Origin of the sequence: Pseudocalidococcus azoricus BACA0444 (genome assembly GCF_031729055.1) — a bacterium.
GTDB lineage: Bacteria > Cyanobacteriota > Cyanobacteriia > Thermosynechococcales > Thermosynechococcaceae > Pseudocalidococcus > Pseudocalidococcus azoricus.
Map to the genome: position 1 here is coordinate 209936 of NZ_JAVMIP010000002.1, position 18682 is coordinate 228617.

The window sequence follows — 18682 nt, forward strand, 5'->3', positions numbered from 1 at the left end:
CTGCTCAAGCCAAGTTCATTTCTGGAGTGTTGCGACTTCCTTATGCCCATTCATCTGATTTTTGCCCTAGATAAAGGCTACTTGTTTGGCTTAGTCACAGCGATTAATTCAATTCTGCAAAATACAGCCTCACCCAGTCGCCTATTTCTCCACATTATTACGCCACCCAGTGAGTCCAAATTCTTTGAATCTGAAATTAACGCCTATTTCCCCCACCCACCGTTTCAGTTCCGTGTCCGTGAGTATCACCCCAACCAAATCATTCAAGACTATGTTCAACGCAAATATCAACCCAAATCCCGCAAGAGTGAGAACGCCATCTTCCTGCTCTATTCCCGACTATTTCTGAAGGATATTTTCCCCGATCTGGGCAAGGTGATTTTTCTCGATACGGATTTGATCGTTCTCCAAGATATTGCGGTCTTGTTTGATTCGATTTCGTTTACTGCTGAGTATTATTTTGCGGCGGCTCCCAATTTATTTCCGGCCATTTTTCATTTTTCCCGGCCTTGGGTGGCGATCTCAGAACTGCGGAAATTTAAGCAAACCTTTAATGCCGGAGTTTTATTTATAGATTTAAGCTTTTGGGGAGATCAAAACTATCAACAACTCTACCGTTATTTGGCATGGGAAGCCCAGCACAATTATCGGCTGTTCCAACTCAATGATGAAACCCTGCTGAACCTGATGTTCAAAGACTATATTCACCTCGATCGGAAATGGAATTGCTGTGGGTTTGGTAATTATCGCTGGATTAGTTGGGCCTTACGGAAACCCCGCTCAGAAATTGGGATTTTGCATTGGAGTGGTGGACATCATAAACCTTGGTCATCTCAAAATATTCCCTATGCAGATCTTTGGCACGCCTATGCCCTAGAAAAGTTAACCCCCTGAGCTAGAGGGAAAATCCTGAAAATTATTATTTGCCTCAATGATAATAATTGCCCCTGATTCCTGCCCATAATAAAGTCAACTCTGACAATGGTTAATCAAGATGGTCTATGGCAGAGGTTTAGAAGCCGTGACAGTTCAAGATTTAGAGCAGCAACTTGCCAGTGGTAATCCAGTGGTGCAATTGGTGGATGTGCGGGAACCCGCGGAACTGGAGATTGTCGCTATTCCCGGCTTTATCAATTTACCCCTCAGCCAATTTGAGCAGTGGCAGACCCAAATTTCCGAAATTCTTGATCCAGCTAAAGAAACTTGGGCATTGTGCCACCATGGAATCCGCTCGGCCCAGTTTTGTCACTGGTTGAAACAGCAGGGCTATTCCCACGTCAAAAATATTACGGGTGGGATTGATGCCTATGTTGATGAAATTCAGCCAACCTGGCCCCATTATTAAGCCCGGTCTGCTATCGTTCAGCAAAAATCCTTAAACTCTCTTAAACTATCGCTATAACTCTCTCCTGGTTGGTCGGAATTCAGTCCCTGAGGTTGGTATCCATCGCCCAGAGACATTCTCTAAAATTTATTTGAATTTATTTTTAGCCATCTCGTTGTGAATTTACCTATGCCCCTCGAACTGAGTCAACGTCAACAGCAGGTTCTCTCCGCCACTATTAACCACTACATTGCCACAGCCGAACCCGTAGGTTCTAAGGTTTTAGTTGATGAATATAATCTGCAGGTGAGTTCAGCAACAATTCGCAATATCATGGGGGTTTTGGAAAAGTCTGGATTACTTTATCAACCCCATACTTCAGCGGGGCGAGTTCCTTCTGATTTTGGTTATCGGATTTATGTGGATCAGTTAATTTCACCGATCCCAGATTTTGCCCGCCGGGTTGAAAAACTATTAGCTCAACGTTTAGACCCTGAGAAGCCAGACCAATGGGAAAAGCCCGGCCTGGAGGCAATTTTACGCAGTGCGGCCCAATTACTTTCAACCTTGAGTGGCTGTGTCACCTTAATTACCATGCCGCCAACCCTCGGAAATACGATTCATGTGGTCAAGTTGGTAGCGATTGCCCCTGATCAGGTGATGGTCATTGTCATTTTAGATAGTTATGAAACCCAGTCAGTGGTTTTGCAACTTCCCCCAGGCCAGAGCACTGAAACCAATGAACAGGTGTTACAGGTTTTAACGAACTTCCTAAATCATCATCTCCAAGGCAAAACCCTCGCCCAACTCTCAGTCTTAGATTGGCAAAAGCTGGATGCTGAGTTTCAATCCATTGCCCAAGAAGTCCAACAATTACTCACAAGCCTGATCCCCCAAAGCCGACTGCGGAAGTCAGGTACGTTTATTGTCACAGGCCTGGCAGAAGTGATTCAACAACCGGAATTTTCCCAACGAGAACAGGTGCAATTATTATTGCAATTATTAGAAGCTGAAACCGAACAACTCTGGTCACTCATCGGGGCCTGGGATGAAGAGCACACCGACATAAACCCAGGCCAGCGGTTTGGCCCCCTAGCAACGCGTGTCCGTGTCACCATTGGAACCGAACATCCTCTTCTCCCCTTGCAATCCTGTGCTTTGGTCTCCAGTGTCTATCGGCGGGGTAATTGCCCGATGGGAACGATTGGGGTCTTAGGCCCAACTCGAATGCCCTATGCGCGTACCATGACCCTAGTGGAAACTGCGGCCGATTATCTATCAACAACATTGATTTCTGAGGGGACTTTAGGAATTTCCTAATTGCAAGATGAGATTATATTGGCATGGAACTCTATCGTATTTCTCATCTATAGCGTTACGCAGACTGTTTTGAAAGAGTAAAAATCTTAACAGGACTGCCCATAGAGCATTTCTTGACCTGTCCCAATAAGATCCCTAAATGAGTAATGCTATAGTTGGGTTGCGGGCAGGAGTAGTGAAAATTAGCGGACTCACCTTAGCAAGATTAACAAGAAGTTTATGAATCAGATTTGAATTGAGCCAAGCTATTCCAGTGCAAGCGGTTGATTCATTTAGTGCCCCAGAAGCTTATCCCGTAGCTGTTGAATTTGATCCCGGAATTTGGCTGCTGCCTCGAATTCTAACTTTTTGGCTGCATCTTTCATTTGGCTCTCTAGTTGTTGAATTAACTCTGGAACTTGATCCAAGGATAAATCATCAACCTGCAAAACAGCCGTTTCTAATTCTTGGGCATTGAGGCGGCGAGACACATCTAAAAAGGCCAAAATTGCATTACTAGATTTTTTGACAATCGGTTGGGGAATAATGCCATATGTTTCATTATGGGCCTGTTGAATTTGGCGGCGGCGATTGGTTTCAGTGATGGCTTTTTCCATACTGTCAGTAATTCGGTCAGCATACAAAATGGCTTGTCCCCGAATATGACGGGCGGCCCGGCCAATGGTTTGAATTAAGGAGCGTGCGGCCCGCAAAAACCCTTCTTTATCAGCATCTAAAATTGCCACGAGGGACACTTCCGGTAAATCTAACCCCTCCCGCAGCAGGTTTACGCCAATCAAGACATCAAAGGTACCTTTACGCAAATCATCAAGAATTTCAATCCGTTCAATGGCATTAATTTCGGAATGTAAATAGCGAACTCGAACATGGCGGTCTTGAAAATATTCCGATAAATCCTCCGCCATGCGCTTAGTCAACGTGGTAATCAAAACTCGTTCCTTGAGTTGAATCCGTTGCTGCACCTCGGCCATCAGATCATCAATCTGTCCTGTCGTTGGCCGGACAAAAATTTCCGGGTCAATTACACCTGTTGGCCGAATGATTTGCTCGACAACCTGTTCCCCAGAAACTTCAATTTCCCAATCTCCAGGGGTGGCGGAAACAAAAATACATTGCTGCACCTTATCCCAAAATTCTGGGGCTTTCAGGGGACGATTATCCGCCGCACTGGGCAAGCGAAATCCATGATCAATGAGAACTTTTTTCCGGGCCTGGTCACCGTTATACATCCCCCGAATTTGCGGCACGGTGACATGGGATTCATCAATCACGAGCAGCCAATCATTGGGAAAATAATCAATTAAACATTCCGGGGGGTCTCCGGCTTGGCGACCAGCTAAATGACGGGAATAGTTTTCTACCCCGTTGCAATAGCCCACTTCTTGGAGCATTTCTAAGTCATAGCGGGTGCGTTGATCAATCCGTTGGGCTTCTAAGAGTTTCCCTTCCGACTCTAGCTTGAGGACTTGTTCCTTGAGTTCAGCGGCAATCTCTTCACAGGCCTGGGCCAGTCGTTCGGCGGGGGTGACAAAGTGACGGGCGGGGTAGATATTTAACCCTTGTAAACTTTGAATCGTTGCGCCCGTAATCGGATCTATATAGCGAATCGCTTCCACTTCATCTCCAAAGAACTCCACTCGAATTAGGCGATCCTCATAGGCTGGGCCAATTTCTAAAACATCCCCTTTGACTCGAAACCGACCCCGGCCTAAATCTACATCATTGCGGCTGTATTGAATATTGGTTAAATCTCGCAATAATTTTCGTTGATCCACTTCTTCGCCCACACGCAAGGGAATTGAAGCCTTTAAGTATTCTGCCGGCATGCCTAAGCCATAGATGCAACTAATCGAAGCCACCACAATCACATCTCGCCGTTCAAATAAGGATCGGGTCGCACTGTGACGCAACATATCAATTTCTTCGTTGATTGAGGCACTTTTTTCGATGTAGGTATCTGTGACTGGAATATAGGCTTCCGGTTGGTAATAATCGTAATAGGAGATAAAATACTCCACCGCATTCTCTGGAAAAAATTCCCGCAGTTCATTACACAGTTGCGCGGCCAGGGTTTTGTTATGGGCTAGGACGAGGGTAGGGCGGCCGACTTGGGCAATGGTTTGGGCAATGGTAAAGGTTTTTCCGGTTCCAGTCGCGCCTAAGAGAGTTTGAAAGCGATGCCCGGCCTGGATACTTTGAACCAATTGAGCAATCGCCTGGGGTTGATCGCCAGTGGGTTGAAAGGGGGCCTGGATTTGGAACTCTGACATAAATGCTTCACTCTAAAATTGGTTCAATACCTAGGGCACTCAGTTGGGCGGCAAGTCTTTCGGCTTGCTGTTGGGCCGCTTCTGCTTGTCGTTGAGCTTCTTGGGCCTGGGCATTATCCAAGGTTGTCAGAAATTTACGACCATCAGGATAATAGATTTCCAAGTAGATGATCGGCGGGGTGATCAGGGAGGTCATGGTAAAGCTGGCCTGGAATTGTCGAAAATGAATATCCGCTGGGGGCAATAGCAACGGGCCTGATTTTAGGTTAGCAAGCTGGACTGGGGATGTCTGAAGTGATGATTCCAATGGTAAGTTAAACTACAAAATGGTTGTACCGAAATTTGAGTTATTCAATTCCAACGCTATAAGTTCTCAGATCGATAGGGGTTAAGGCTGTGACAGCATCTACGGCAACGGTGGAAGAAATTTTCGATGCGGGAATTGCCCAATATAAAGCGGGGGCGGATGCGGCGGAGTTGATTCCCACCTTTGAAACTATTTGCCAAAAAGCTCCGAAAAGCGCGCCGGCCTGGACTTGCTTGGCCTGGTTATATCTTCTGGTTGGTAAGACCCAATCTGCCTATAAAGCTGCCCAAAAAGCGGTGAAACTCAATCCCCAAGATCCCCAGGCCCGGATTAACTTGGTTTTAGCCATGCTGGAGAAGGGGCAAAAAGGAGTTCGTGACCATATTGAACTGATCCAGCACATTATTATGGTGGTGCCTGAACTGCGCCAAGAAGTGACTGACAACATTCAAGAGGGATTGACCCGAAAACCAGATTGGGAAGCTTTGTTAAGAGTCCAGGCCTGGATTGTCGGTTAATTGGAGCCATAGAGTTATCCGATGCTAGAAGTTATTGGTCGCTGGGTGAACTGGGTCTTGGTTGCCAACAGTTTTCTGATCTTTTTCGGCTTTGCTTGGTTTGTGGTGGGACTCCTTGGTCGCAGTCTGGATATTCCCTTGGGGTTTGACCTGTGGCTGAGGCTATGGGAGCCATTTTTCACTCCTGCTCTGGGCCTGTTCATGGGCGGTGCAATTCTCAGCGGCATCTTAGGACAGGTTAAGAAGCGTTGGCCGGGTTCCTCGCAACCTCCGAAAGCATAGGTCAAGCTGGCTTGCAATCACGCGCTTCTAATATCAATAGCCTCTGGGCCTGGGTGTTGACAGAAACCTTGGTGCGCTTGGGCTTGAAAACGGCGGTGATTGCCCCTGGATCTCGATCTGGCCCGTTAACGGTGGCGTTGGCAGAACATCCAAAAATTGCCGCAATTCCGATCCTTGATGAACGCTCGGCCAGCTTTTTTGCCTTGGGGGTAGCGCGTCAATCCCATCAACCTGTGCTGGTTGTTTGCACCTCTGGGACTGCGGCGGCAAATTTTTATCCGGCCATTATTGAAGCCAGTCTTAGCCATGTGCCTTTGCTAGTGTTCACCGCTGACCGTCCGCCCGAATTGCGCGATTGTCATGCCGGCCAGGCCATGGATCAAACTAAACTCTATGGGCATTTTCCGCGCTGGCAAACGGAATTAGGCTTACCCAGTTTAGACATTGATCAGTTGACTTATTTACGACAAACAATCAACCAGGCCTGGTCAATGGCCCTGATGCCAACCCCTGGGCCAGTTCACATCAATATTCCCTTACGAGAGCCGTTAGCCCCAATTCCTGACTCTGAGACAGCAGTATTTTCTGAGACGGTGGATTGGTCAAGTTTTTTCCAGGCCCTCCAGCCACCCCAATTCAGTTATCTCATCCCCCAAGCTATTCCCTGGCCAACCTGGAGCCAAACCGAACGGGGGGTGATTATTGCCGGGCCTTGTCAACCTGCTGTTCCTAACGCCTATGCCCAGGCCGTGTTTTCTTTGAGTCAATGCTTAGGTTGGCCGATCTTAGCGGATGCTCTTTCGCCTGTGCGCCATTTTGCCAAAGAGTCTGCTGGAGTGATTAGTCTCTATGATTTGCTGTTACGGGATCAAGCCACAGCCCAGGCCCTGAGACCAGATCACGTGATTCAACTTGGCGAACTGCCCACTAGCAAACCCCTCAGAACCTGGCTAGGGAAGACAAATCCTGCCCGTTGGATTATTAGCCCCCAGCCCGATAATTTTGATCCCCTCCACGGGGCTTGTCAAACTCTGCGCTGTTCCCTAGAAACCCTCGTTAGTTTGATTCCTCAGTCTGAATCTCCCCAAGTCAGTTATGCCTATCACCAGGCCTGGATCAAAGCAGAAACTAGGGGACAGGAGAAACTATTAGAAACTTTTGCGGCTGTGGATTGGCTATGTGAACCAAAACTGGCCTGGTTCTTGTCCCAAACATTGCCGGCAGAAACACCGATTTTTGTCGCCAGTAGTATGCCCGTGCGCGATGTGGAGAGTGTCTTTCCAACCAATATCAAAAAATTTCAGTTCTTTTTTAATCGGGGCGTGAATGGTATTGATGGCACCTTATCAACCGCGTTGGGAGTGGCCTGGAACAATCAACCCACAGTTCTAATTACGGGTGATCTAGCTCTGCTCCACGACACTAATGGCTTGTTGCAGAATCGGTGGTTTCAAGGTAGTCTCACCATTCTCTTAATTAACAATCATGGCGGGGGAATTTTTGGTCATCTACCCATCCGCCAGGCCGAGCACGTTTTTGATGCCTACTTTGCCACGCCCCAACAGGTTAATTTTCAAAGGTTAGCCCAAGCCTACGCTGTTAAGCATCACTTAATCGGGGCCTGGTCAGAATTAGCCTCCCACTTAAATCCTTTACCCCAAACTGGAATTCATCTGCTTGAGGTTCCTTGCCTCCGGGAGCGAGATACCCAATGGCGACAGCAATGCCTATATCCCTTATTGAAGGAGGCCCTCGCTGTTGAGGAAGCAGCGGAGTAACGTTTTAATTATCCTACCCAAAGTGATTTACCATGAGCCACCCCCAACGCATTCTCCTTCAAACAACTCTTTTAGCTGGCGCGGCCGATGACTGGACTATCGAGACCTTTTCCTTGCTGCAAGATTTTCTCCGTACTGGCCTAAGGGAACCCGCTCTTGTGACTGCTCGCGACCGCCAACCCGATGCACAAGGGAATGATCCGGTCTTGAGCCAGCTTGATCGGCAAGATTTTGATCAGTTGTGGTTATTTGCCTTGGATGTGGGGGATGGTCTGAGTCCTGCCGATGCCGCCGGAATCAATCGGTTCCATCAACAAGGGGGGGGAATCATGGCCACGCGCGACCATCAGGACATGGGGAAGTCGTTAACTGGCCTGGACTATATCGCCCCCTTTCACTACTTCCACACCACCCAACCCGACCCCGACCCTGAACGCTGTTGTAATGATGACTGCCACACCCCGACCATTGCCTGGCCCAACTACCACTCAGGAGCCAATGGGGACTACCAAGACATTACCCCCACCCTGCCGATCCACCCATTACTCAAAAACCCAGACTCAGAAACCGGGATCATCCGTTATTTTCCGGCCCATCCCCATGAAGGCGCTGTTGGCTGCCCCTCCGAAACATCTCACGCCCAAGTGATTGCCACAGGAGTCAGCTTAGTTACAGGTCGCCCCTTTAATTTAGTCGTAGCCGTTGAAGGGACTGCACATCATGGCCGGGTAGTGGCTCAATCTACCTTTCACCATTTTGTCGATTACAACTGGGATCCTCATTACGGCTGTCCAAGTTTTGTGGCGGAACTGCCTGGAAATGGGATGATTATTAACCCTGATGCCCTAGCCGATATTTATGCCTATGTTAGGAATCTGGTGGACTGGTTAGCTCCCCAAGGCCAATAAAAAAAGCAGCCCGAAGAGACTTCCTTTCTTTCTTGTGTGGGGGCGGAGAATAGGATATTAGCCAGCTACGTTATTGTGCGGCTCAGGCCAAACAAATTTGCTGTTGATAAACATCTCAATTTCTAAACCCTAAAGAGTATTGGCGAGTCTAAGGAATAGGCCGGTTGTGATCTTTACTGCTTTCAAGTATGAAATTCACTCAGGCATCTTCACCCTTGAGTTTCATCACTAGACCCGTGGCCGCTGTCATTGGGATAGTCCCCAGGCCTGGCATTTTTGCCCATGCAACTTAAGATTTAATCAGTCAGGCCTTGCTTTAGCTCTATCGTCCCCTTGTTCCTCGGTCTAGGACATTTTATGAGTCAACTCCCGCCCCTACCGCCTCGGTTTAGTTTCAGTGGCCTGGCCATCCGCCGCCATATTGGCACATTGATGCTGACCTTAACCGTGATTGTTTTGGGGGTGTTCTTTCTCTTGCGCCTTCAAGTTGATCTGTTACCCTCCATTACCTATCCCCGAATTGGCTTACGGTTGGATGCCCCTGGAATTACCCCAAACGTGGCTGTGGAAGAAATTACCAAACCCTTAGAGGAAGCCTTAGCCCGCACCGATGGCATCGTCCAAATTTACTCCCAAACTCGGGAAGGACAAGTCAGTGTAGATTTATTTTTCCAACCGGGGGGGAGCATTGACCAGGCCCTAAATGATGCCACTGCCACCTTCAATCGGTCTCGCAATCAGTTGCCGGATAGTATTGAAGAACCCCGGATTTTTAAGTTTGATCCCTCCCAGTTACCTGTTTATGAAGTCGCTTTAACCTCAGATAGTCTATCGGGCCGAGAGTTGCGGGTTTTTGCCGATGAAGATTTGAACCGGGAATTGAGTATTGTCCCAGGGGTGGCCGGGGTTGATGTTGCGGGTGGGGCGACGGAAGAAGTTCGCGTCTTGGTGGATTTGGATCGATTACAAGCGGTGGGCCTGGGCTTGAATCAACTGTTGGCAGATTTATCCTCACGCAATCAAGATGTCGCGGGGGGACGAATTCGGGGCCCGCAAGCGGAAGCCTTGACCCGCACTGTTGGAAAATTTACGAGTGCTACAGCCGTTGAAGATTTTCCCCTCTCCCTGACCAACAATCGCCAAGTCTATCTCCATGATGTGGCCACCGTCATTGATGGCAGTGCTGAGCAGCGAGTCTTTGTCAGTTTGAATGGGCAGCCCGCCGTTAAGCTTAGTGTCCTCAAGCAACCGGAAGCCAATACGATTTCTGTCGTGGAAGGGGTCAAAAAACGGTTTGCCGAACTCCAGGCCAATGGCTTAATTTCGGCGGATATTACGATTGTCCCCGTCCTGGATGAGTCTATTTTTATTCGCAATTCCTTAAATAATGTGATCACCGCTGGGATAACCGGAACAGCTTTGGCCGCCTTTGCCGTCTTACTTTTTCTCGGCTCAATTCGGGAAACCCTAATTATTGTCCTGGCAATTCCCCTCTCGACCCTAGTGGCGATGTTGTTGATGGGGGTGTTTAACTTTTCCCTGAACGTCTTTAGCTTGGGAGGCCTAGCCCTTGGGGTGGGGATTGTGGTGGATAATGCCATCGTCATGCTAGAAACTCTCTCCCATACCCCAGCCAGTCAAAACCTCAGCCAAGAGCAGTTTATTGAAGAAGCCAAACGCCGCAGCCAAGACATTGAATCAGCCCTCGTGGCCTCCACCTTGACGAATTTAGTCGCGATCCTCCCCTTTTTATTGTTGGGAGGCCTGATTGCCCTACTGTTTAACGAGTTGATTTTAACGATTACCTTTGCGGTTGGGGCCTCCCTGATCATTGCTCTGACCGTAGTTCCCGCTTTGGCCTCCCGCCTATTAGCAATTCCGTACCGCAGTGGCCTGGGGCAAACTTGGCTGTTTCGGACTTTTAACCAGAAATTCTTAGGTGTCACTCAGCAATATCAACGGCTTTTGCAGTTTGTCCTGGCCTGGCGATTTGTTGTGGTTGTGGTCGCTGTAGTGGTACTCGGGGGGAGCAGTTGGGTCTTGGCGGGGCAAATTCCCCAAGAACTTTTACCCCGGATTAGTACCGGACAAGTCAACTTAATTGCTATCTTTCCTCCAGGAACGCCCGTGACCTTTAATCGGCGAGTCATGGCAGAGGTAGATCGGGTCCTGTTGGCCCAACCGGGAACTCAAGCCGTTTTTACCACATCCGGCGGGTCCCTATTTGCCAGTAATACCACCGCCAATTCCCAACGCAGTTCCGCCACGATTGTGCTGCAACCCGGTGTTAATCTTCCTGCTTACATTACCCAGGCCAATGCGGCAATTGCCCAACTCAACTTAGCCGGAGTCCGGGTTCGCCTTAGCCCAGGTCAAGTGCGGGGGATTATCTTAACCAATTCGCCCTTGCGTTCCGATTTGGATGTGGTCTTACGCAGTAATAACGAAAAAGCCTTAGCCCAGGCCGGTCGGCAGGTTTTAACAGCCCTAGATGAGAACGCCAAGCTGGCCCAATTTCGTCCCGATGGCGACCCCCGTCAACCCGAAGTACAAATCCTCCCCGACTGGCAACGGGCCACAGAACTGGGTTTATCGGCCCAGGCCATTGGGGCCACGATTCAAACTGCGGTGGAAGGCTTTGTGCCAACAGAAATGCAGCGGGGAGATCGCCTCGTGGATATTCGGGTGCAATTGGATCAAGATGACATAAATCAACCGGATCAGTTGGCCCAAATTCCCCTCTTTGTCCCCAATAATCGCCCGATTCGCCTTGGAGACATTGCCGAAATCAAAACTGGTCTAGCCCCGGCCGAAATTCGCCGCATCAATCAACAGCAGGTTTTCATGATTGCTGGTACCTTGGCAGAAAAGGCGAGTTTGAGTGCAGCCATTCAGGAGGTGCGGGAAATTATTCAAGGACTAGAGCTCCCTACCGGAGTCAGTGTTCTCCCCAGTGCAGCAGACCAGACCAATCAACAACTTCAATCGGCATTGGTGATCTTAGGGAGCTTGGCTGCCTTTCTCGTTTTCGTGGTCATGGCGGTGCAGTATAACTCTCTGCTGGATCCGCTTGTAATTATGCTCACCATTCCCTTAGCCCTATCTGGGAGCATCTGGGGCCTGGCGATCACGGGGACAGCGATTGGGGCCACGGTCATTGTTGGTGGGGTGCTATTGGTGGGGATTGTCGTTAACAACGCGATTATTCTCGTGGAGCGCGCCAATCAAATTTATGCTGAGGAAAACTGCTCGCGCCGTTTGGCCATCCTCAAAGCTGCCCCAGAACGGCTACGCCCAATTTTAATGACCACCATAACTACGGTGATTGGGATGTTTCCCTTGGCTTTGGGGATGGGAGAAGGGTCAGAATTTTTGCAGCCGTTGGGGATTGTGGTTTTTGCGGGTCTGGCTGTAGCAACGCTATTAACCCTGTTTATCATTCCCTGCTTCTATGTAATTTTGCACGGGCTTGGCCAGTCAAAACCTGAGATCGCGGCTGTACCCGGATCGGATGAGATCATGCCCCGTTCTCACTAATACCTAGAAATATTGCAGGCCCTCCAGAAATCATTTACGGTAGAGAGCATTTCCCAGCTAGGATAGCAACGTTAAGACAAAGTACACTTAACGGAATTCCATCTTAACTGAGGAGTAGACGTGAAAATCCTGATCTATGGGCTGAATTACGCGCCTGAAATCACCGGTGTTGGGAAATATACCAGTGAAATGGCAGAGTGGTTTGCCCAGGCCGGCCATCACGTAAAGGTCGTTACGGCTCCCCCCTACTACCCAAAATGGCGCATCTTTCCCCCTTATAAAAATCGTTGGACTCAAGAAATTATTGCTGGTATCCGTATTTACCGAAGTCCGCTCTGGGTTCCGGCCCAACCATCAGCCCTGAAACGCTTAATCCACCTGATGTCTTTTGCCGTGAGTAGTTTTCCGCTCATGGCCTGGCAGGCATTTAGGTTTCGCCCCCATATTGTTTGCTTGCTGGCACCGACTATTTTTTGTTTACCTGGGGCCTGGGTCGCGACTCGTTTGACGCGTGGTAAGCTCTGGCTTCATATTCAAGATTTTGAACTAGACGCGGCTCAAGGGTTGGGATTGTTGGCATCGGGGGGAGTCTTGACAAAACTCACGGCCTGGATGGAACGGAAGCTCTTGCAAGGAGCCGATTTAATCACTACTATTTCTGGACAAATGTATCAACGCCTAGTCCATAAAAAAGTAGCTGGCCCCAACACCTGGATTTTTCCAAATTGGGTCGATACCACTCTGATTTATCCTTTAGATGCTCCAAGTCCACTCCGCCAGGCCTGGGGGATTCCTGAAGATACTTTTGTAGCTCTTTATTCGGGGAGTCTTGGAGAAAAGCAAGGCCTGGAAATCATCTTAGAAGCAGCTAAACTTCTAATTGAGCAATCAAAAATTCAATTTATCATCTGTGGTGAAGGCTTTCCAAAGCAACGGCTGATGCAGCTAGCGGGGGAAGAGGGCTTAGACAATATTTTATTCCAAGATCTACAACCCCTGGAAGCACTGAATGACCTGCTGAATATTGCTAATGTTCATTTGCTCCCCCAGCGGGCCGATGTGGCAGATACCGTCTTACCCTCTAAACTGAAAGGAATGTTTGCCTCAGGGCGGCCCGTCATTGCCACTGCTCATCCGGGAACTCAGTTAGAAACCTATGTCAGCAATGGAGGACTAGTGATTGCACCGGAAAATCCAACCCTGTTAGCCCAGACCCTCGAGCAGCTATTTCATCATCCTGAATATTGTCAAGAACTGGGTCAAAAAGCCCGTCAATTTGCCCTCCAGGCCTGGCATCAACAAACGGTTCTTAAAGACTTAGAAACTAAATTAATTAAGTTTTCATTACCGAATCATAATCTTGGAAATAGTACTGAATTGGTCTCTGCCCCACCAAGCCCTCCATCAAATCATAGACCTTGTGTGAAACAGGGTGATGTCAATCAGTAAAAATTTTAGAGGTATTAATCTATAAACTATTTCCCAACTGGTGCCTGCTCAATCCTACATGGATGAAGCTATAGGAGGATATTATGATTTATAACCGTCATGGTTTTTTACAGAACAATGCTTCGCTGATTAGCCTTCTTCAGCAAGTCCTAGACCCATTTATCGCTATTCTGCTCATTAAATTCATTGACTTTTTAGTGGATGAGCCGAAGTCTATTGCTCTACATGATTGGTTCTTAATGATTATTAGCTTTTTGCTTATTATTGTTGCTTTTGACTTTGGTGGAGTTTACTATCGCTATCGGACAACTCCGATTTTTAATCGAATTATTAAGATATTCTTTTCTTGGTTTTTGGTACTTACGATACTCTCATTCATTGGCTTTATTACGAAGTCCTCAGACCTATTTTCCCGAACGGTTATCATTATTTGGGCTGTTTTAACGCCATTTGTAATTTCTGGGTTACACATCTTGGTAGGCTTATTTCTCAGTCGTGTGCGGGCCATGGGCTTTAATCGGCGCACCGCAATTGTGATTGGGATGAATTCAGCCAGTGCGGAGTTAGTCGATCGCTTAGGTCAAACCCCCCATATTGGGATTAATGTCAAAGGCTTCTTTGTCCATTCTCGCTTTCCAGAGTTAAGTGATCACCCCAGTGTGCTTGGTGATTTTAGCGATGTCAGAGATTACGTCAAGACTAAATTCCCTGATATTGTCTATATCACTCATCCTCTTGAAGATTCGGAAACAATTGCTAACTTAATTGAGCAGTTACAGGATACAACTGCTTGCGTTTACTGTATTCCTAATTCCTTAATTCTTAACCTCCTTAACTCGCGCTTGTATGAGTTAAATGGAATGCCTCTAATTGCACTCTGGGAAGTCCCATTTACCCAAGTTCAATATGCATTGAAACGCCTTTTTGATATTGGGTTTTCCTCAATCGCTCTGTTGTTCTGTTTACCCATTTTTGCGATTATTATTTTGGCAATTAAGTTGACATCCCCAGGCCCCGTATTTTTTCAACAGGATCGTTATGGACTGAATGGAAGGAAGATTAAAGTCTTAAAATTTCGGACTATGAGGGTGATGGAAAATGATCAAGTGGTGATCCAGGCCAAGCGGAATGATCCCCGTGTCACATCCATTGGCAAATTCTTGAGAAAAACGTCCCTAGATGAGCTACCCCAATTTATCAATGTCTTGCGGGGAGATATGAGTGTGGTTGGCCCGCGTCCCCATGCCGTTGCCCATAACGAACTATACCGGAAGAAAATCCAAGGTTATATGTTGCGCCATAAGATTAAACCTGGGATTACGGGCTGGGCCCAAGTCAATGGCTCCCGTGGTGAAACAGATACCCTCGATAAAATGCAAAAGCGCATTGACTATGATCTAGAATACCTGGATAACTGGTCTCTCTGGCTCGATATCAAGATTATTATTAAAACTGTTGCTGCCGTCTTTGCCCGTCAAAATGCCTACTAACCTTGCTAACACGAATTTGCTGCCCAGAGAGACCCGGTATTCTTCCCGAATTTCAATTGACTTAGGGCCAGTTTTAAGGCCATCTTGCTGGAATAATGCCTAAGGCTTAATGGTTCAGAACCGCCAGCGTAACCTTACAGTCCCAGATTGAGCCATATCCGAGACATATTCAAGGATTGTCTGATGGACAACAGTAACTCCAGAGTCAGTGTTTAAGCATTTTGGGCTTGGCAATATTAAGCTCGCCGAATAAGGCTTCTGTAATTTTTACCCTACCGAGATCATGAACTCTATTCCCCACGGGGGCTATCACTGGGATGGTTTTCATCAGCCATTTTTTGAAGGTTGGTACTATCGAATTACCTTACCTGACCCGGCCAGTTTTGCCTTTATGTACTCCATTCAACAGCCGGGGGGTGGGGCTACTCAGGTCTATGGGCCAGGGGAGTCCTACTTTTGTCGCTCTTTTCCGCATGTCACTACTTTTTGGGCCTGGTCTGACGCTTGGGGCCTGGGGCATACTGATACAGTTAACTTCCGAACATTGCTTAATCCCAGCCAGTTTTTTCGACAGGTTAACCAAGGTTACCAGGCCACAGACAGGCTTAACCAAGGACAACTCAAACACCCCAATGGTGAAGTTATAGCCCGCTGGCACTATGAAATTAAGCCGATTCAAACTTGGGGGCATCAGCAAGCTACGGCCGGCTGGTTATCCTACTTACCTCTTTATGATCCCGGATGGCAGGTGCTTCTAGCTCACGGGCTGGCTTCTGGCTGGATTCAATGGCAGGGAAAAACCTACGAATTTGACCAGGCCCCGGCCTATGCAGAAAAAAATTGGGGGCAGAGTTTTCCAACCCAGTGGTTTTGGATCCAGGCCAATGCCTTTGGGAACCATCCTGATTTATCCCTAACAGCGGCAGGAGGAGTCCGGCAAATCTTGGCCTGGGAAGAACCGGCTGGACTGATTGGGATTCATTTTCAAAACCAGTTTTATGAGTTTGCCCCTTGGACGGAAGCTCAACTGGCTTGGGAGGTTACACCGTGGGGGTCCTGGTCAATGACTGGGATCAGCAAAACCTATCGAGCCGAAATTACTGCCCATTGCCCTCATCCCCCCGCCAAGATTTTAGTCCCAACGGCGCAAGGAATGATCCCGGCCTGCTGGGATACCCTACAAGGGTTTTTAATCCTCCGGCTGTATGACCGAGACACCTTAATCTTTCAGGCCACCACAAAGCAAGCTGGCCTGGAGGTGGGGGGAGTGCCCTGGCCCACAACTTGGTCACATTTTCATTCAAAGGCTATGACTGAAGGAGCCGCTCTCGATCACTAAAACCCCTGGAAAATTTGGTTTTTCGATAGTTTTGGAACTGATTTAAGTCATCCCCTGAACCATTGGCCAGATTAGCTAGTCTTTCTGGAGACAAGGTTGACGACTCAGAGACTCAACCAGTTGTTGAACAGCAGCCCGCAGATCCCCCTTAACAGACTGGGGATCAAACCGCTCTCGAAGTTCCCCCCCTTCAAACAGGAGTAAGGTGGGCAGACTTTGGAGGCGATATTGACGGGCTAGGTGAAAATTCTCATCCGCATTAATCCGCACAACTTTCAGGGGAATCGTTCCATTGGCCTGGATTTGCTGGAGGATAGGTTCAATTAACCGACACAGCCCACACCAAGGAGCCCAAAAACTGACGACAACTGGCAAATGGGATTGAATAACTTCTTGATTAAAATTTATTTTACTAACAGATTTCACGACTCTGGCCCTAGTCTTAACCTGGGATCATGCTACCAGTGTATGGCGGATCCTGCACGGTAAAGCCAAGGATGGGCCCACCAGAGCAAACCAATAAAAATAGCCACGCCTACATAGGCTAGCTTGAAAAACTCCTGGATCATGAATGTCTGTCGCCTCTGCAAAATCGCCAAAAAAGGAATCACAGAAGTCCGCTCCTTGACCGCTAAAAAAGCCGGGCCATAACGGAGTTCAAGACGGCGATCCCCATGCCAAACCCCAAAACAATGGTGGGCAATCAAGCCCAGGGAGGTAATGAGAGTAAAGGAGGTTCCTAGCCAAAGAGTATGGGCCAGACACCAAATGACTTGCCCCCAGAGTTGGGGATGGCGGGTGACGCGAATAATGCCAGTTTCGTAGAGGTGAACCTGAGGTTTTTGAATGGCAGCGATTTCGAGAAGATTAAAGGTGGCTGGATAGAGAAATAGAAATGAGATGGCGGAAAGGATCCAGACCAGGCCAGGGATTCCGGGAACATTTTGAACTTGCCACAATTGCACCCCGTCATAGCGATGGGCTAAGAAATAACCAATCATGGCTACGGCTAAGGTAAGACTTACGAGGGCAAAGCCAACCCGATAAAGTCTTGCACCGACGCGTTTTTCCAGGCTCAGTCGTAATGCCGCCAGGCCACTATGGGCCATGGCAAACATGAGTAAAAAACCAACCATGATCCCCTGAGATGGGGCCAGCCATGTGTGTGTATAATCCACGATCCCGTCCAGGCCTGTCTATCAATAAGTGTCCTATGGCATCTTGGCAAATTTTAGCGAGATTGTGATCCGAATTGCCCAATACAGAGATCACTGAACTGTGAGATTTGGGACAAAAAGTTTGCTACTATTAAAATCCTGTGCCTCAGATTTCTGATTTGGAGAGATGGCCGAGTGGTCGAAGGCGCAGCACTGGAAATGCTGTGTGGGGCAACTCACCGAGGGTTCGAATCCCTCTCTCTCCGTACTTTCATCGTTGGGCCTGCTGAGAAGAAGATGCCAGGCCAGGTTTGCCGATGTCAATCTCAACAGAAAAGATTCTCAAGCATCCCTCAGATTCACGGGGCTAGGGTTAAGGATGAGTCTGTGATGCTAGAAGATTTTTATCCCTTGTGGACAGAAGTGCTAGTCCCATGAGTGATCAAGGTAGAGAATTTTTACGGTGCAGATATGTTTTCAGACTGGGGGGATGCTGGTCTAACTAGCCCATTGCACAGGGCAAACTGCTTGGATTCTAAACTTTTTTCTTGTTGCGGCCAACTTGGGTTCTGCGGCTAATATTGAGACGCTTGAGAGCTCGACTCACATCCTGCTGATTCAGATTATCTCCCCATAATTTTGCCAGTTGCGCTTGGGTCTTATCACTGTTTTTAAGCACAAAATCCTTAAACTTATCCAGATCTTTGATTTTTGGTTTGCGCCGTTGATGATGATAAGAGCGCGGTGCAAAAGAACCCGTTTCCAGATATTGGTTAATCCATAGATCAAGGGTATTGCGGTTAATATTCAGAGTCTTACAGAGTTGGGCCTTGACTGCTCCCTGAGCCACCGCTTCTATTGCTTTCTTGCGTAAATCTGCACTGTAAGCCATCTCTACTCTACTCATCTTGTTCTGTATTTTAGTAAATCATATTATGGCTCATTTATAAGTATGTAATATCATCGCTCTAGGACGTGGCCTAACCCAGAATGTTCTGACTGA

At 48.0% G+C, this 18682-nt stretch carries 16 protein-coding genes and 1 tRNA gene; 12 read left to right on the plus strand and 5 right to left on the minus strand.

The window, feature by feature from the left end; genetic code table 11:
* Positions 1-42: 42 nt before the first annotated feature.
* The 3 genes from RIF25_RS03455 to hrcA all read left to right on the plus strand — a co-directional run bounded on the left by RIF25_RS03455 (position 43) and on the right by hrcA (position 2644).
* On the plus strand, positions 43-894 hold the full coding sequence (locus RIF25_RS03455) for a glycosyltransferase family 8 protein (RefSeq protein ID WP_322877163.1): 852 nt from the start codon (positions 43-45) through the stop codon (positions 892-894).
* A gap of 100 nt (positions 895-994) precedes the next feature.
* A complete protein-coding gene (locus RIF25_RS03460; protein ID WP_322877164.1) occupies positions 995-1345 on the plus strand; it encodes a rhodanese-like domain-containing protein in 351 nt (116 codons plus the stop codon).
* Between the two features lie 168 nt (positions 1346-1513).
* Positions 1514-2644, plus strand: a complete 1131-nt coding sequence (hrcA, locus tag RIF25_RS03465) for a heat-inducible transcriptional repressor HrcA (RefSeq protein ID WP_322877165.1) — start codon at positions 1514-1516, stop codon at positions 2642-2644.
* Positions 2645-2916: 272 nt separating this feature from the next.
* Here hrcA and uvrB read toward each other — a convergent pair whose 3' ends face one another.
* The gene (gene uvrB, locus RIF25_RS03470) at positions 2917-4914 is read right to left on the minus strand and encodes an excinuclease ABC subunit UvrB (protein ID WP_322877166.1); all 1998 of its coding nucleotides are present in this window, start codon (positions 4912-4914) and stop codon (positions 2917-2919) included.
* A 7-nt stretch (positions 4915-4921) separates the two neighbouring features.
* Positions 4922-5158, minus strand: a complete 237-nt coding sequence (locus RIF25_RS03475; RefSeq protein ID WP_322877167.1) for a hypothetical protein — start codon at positions 5156-5158, stop codon at positions 4922-4924.
* Between the two features lie 152 nt (positions 5159-5310).
* Between RIF25_RS03475 and RIF25_RS03480 the strand changes: the two genes are divergently transcribed.
* The 8 genes from RIF25_RS03480 to RIF25_RS03515 all read left to right on the plus strand — a co-directional run bounded on the left by RIF25_RS03480 (position 5311) and on the right by RIF25_RS03515 (position 16522).
* Positions 5311-5739, plus strand: a complete 429-nt coding sequence (locus RIF25_RS03480) for a tetratricopeptide repeat protein (protein WP_015125960.1) — start codon at positions 5311-5313, stop codon at positions 5737-5739.
* Positions 5740-5760: 21 nt separating this feature from the next.
* Positions 5761-6021, plus strand: a complete 261-nt coding sequence (locus RIF25_RS03485; RefSeq protein WP_322877168.1) for a hypothetical protein — start codon at positions 5761-5763, stop codon at positions 6019-6021.
* Between the two features lie 11 nt (positions 6022-6032).
* Complete coding sequence (gene menD, locus RIF25_RS03490; RefSeq protein ID WP_322877169.1) at positions 6033-7799, plus strand: 2-succinyl-5-enolpyruvyl-6-hydroxy-3-cyclohexene-1-carboxylic-acid synthase; 1767 nt, start codon at positions 6033-6035, stop codon at positions 7797-7799.
* A 32-nt stretch (positions 7800-7831) separates the two neighbouring features.
* Positions 7832-8707 (plus strand): hypothetical protein, encoded by an 876-nt coding sequence (locus RIF25_RS03495; protein WP_322877170.1) that lies wholly within the window; start codon positions 7832-7834, stop codon positions 8705-8707.
* A 357-nt stretch (positions 8708-9064) separates the two neighbouring features.
* Positions 9065-12244 (plus strand): efflux RND transporter permease subunit, encoded by a 3180-nt coding sequence (locus RIF25_RS03500; protein ID WP_322877171.1) that lies wholly within the window; start codon positions 9065-9067, stop codon positions 12242-12244.
* A gap of 120 nt (positions 12245-12364) precedes the next feature.
* Entirely contained in the window at positions 12365-13693 is a 1329-nt protein-coding gene (locus tag RIF25_RS03505) for a WcaI family glycosyltransferase (protein WP_322877172.1), read from the plus strand.
* An 83-nt stretch (positions 13694-13776) separates the two neighbouring features.
* Positions 13777-15183 (plus strand): undecaprenyl-phosphate glucose phosphotransferase, encoded by a 1407-nt coding sequence (locus RIF25_RS03510; protein ID WP_322877173.1) that lies wholly within the window; start codon positions 13777-13779, stop codon positions 15181-15183.
* A 283-nt stretch (positions 15184-15466) separates the two neighbouring features.
* On the plus strand, positions 15467-16522 hold the full coding sequence (locus RIF25_RS03515) for a tocopherol cyclase family protein (protein ID WP_322877174.1): 1056 nt from the start codon (positions 15467-15469) through the stop codon (positions 16520-16522).
* A gap of 75 nt (positions 16523-16597) precedes the next feature.
* On the opposite strand, the gene RIF25_RS03520 is transcribed toward RIF25_RS03515, so the two are convergent.
* Positions 16598-16948 carry a thioredoxin family protein gene (locus RIF25_RS03520; protein WP_322877175.1) on the minus strand — a complete coding sequence of 117 codons (351 nt, stop codon included), beginning with the start codon at positions 16946-16948 and terminating at the stop codon, positions 16598-16600.
* A 32-nt stretch (positions 16949-16980) separates the two neighbouring features.
* Entirely contained in the window at positions 16981-17658 is a 678-nt protein-coding gene (locus RIF25_RS03525; protein WP_407682320.1) for an NnrU family protein, read from the minus strand.
* Positions 17659-17860: 202 nt separating this feature from the next.
* Here RIF25_RS03525 and RIF25_RS03530 point away from each other — a divergent pair.
* A tRNA-Ser gene (locus RIF25_RS03530) sits at positions 17861-17945 on the plus strand.
* A gap of 269 nt (positions 17946-18214) precedes the next feature.
* On the opposite strand, the gene RIF25_RS03535 is transcribed toward RIF25_RS03530, so the two are convergent.
* Entirely contained in the window at positions 18215-18571 is a 357-nt protein-coding gene (locus RIF25_RS03535; RefSeq protein WP_322877177.1) for an IS630 transposase-related protein, read from the minus strand.
* Positions 18572-18682 lie beyond the last annotated feature (111 nt).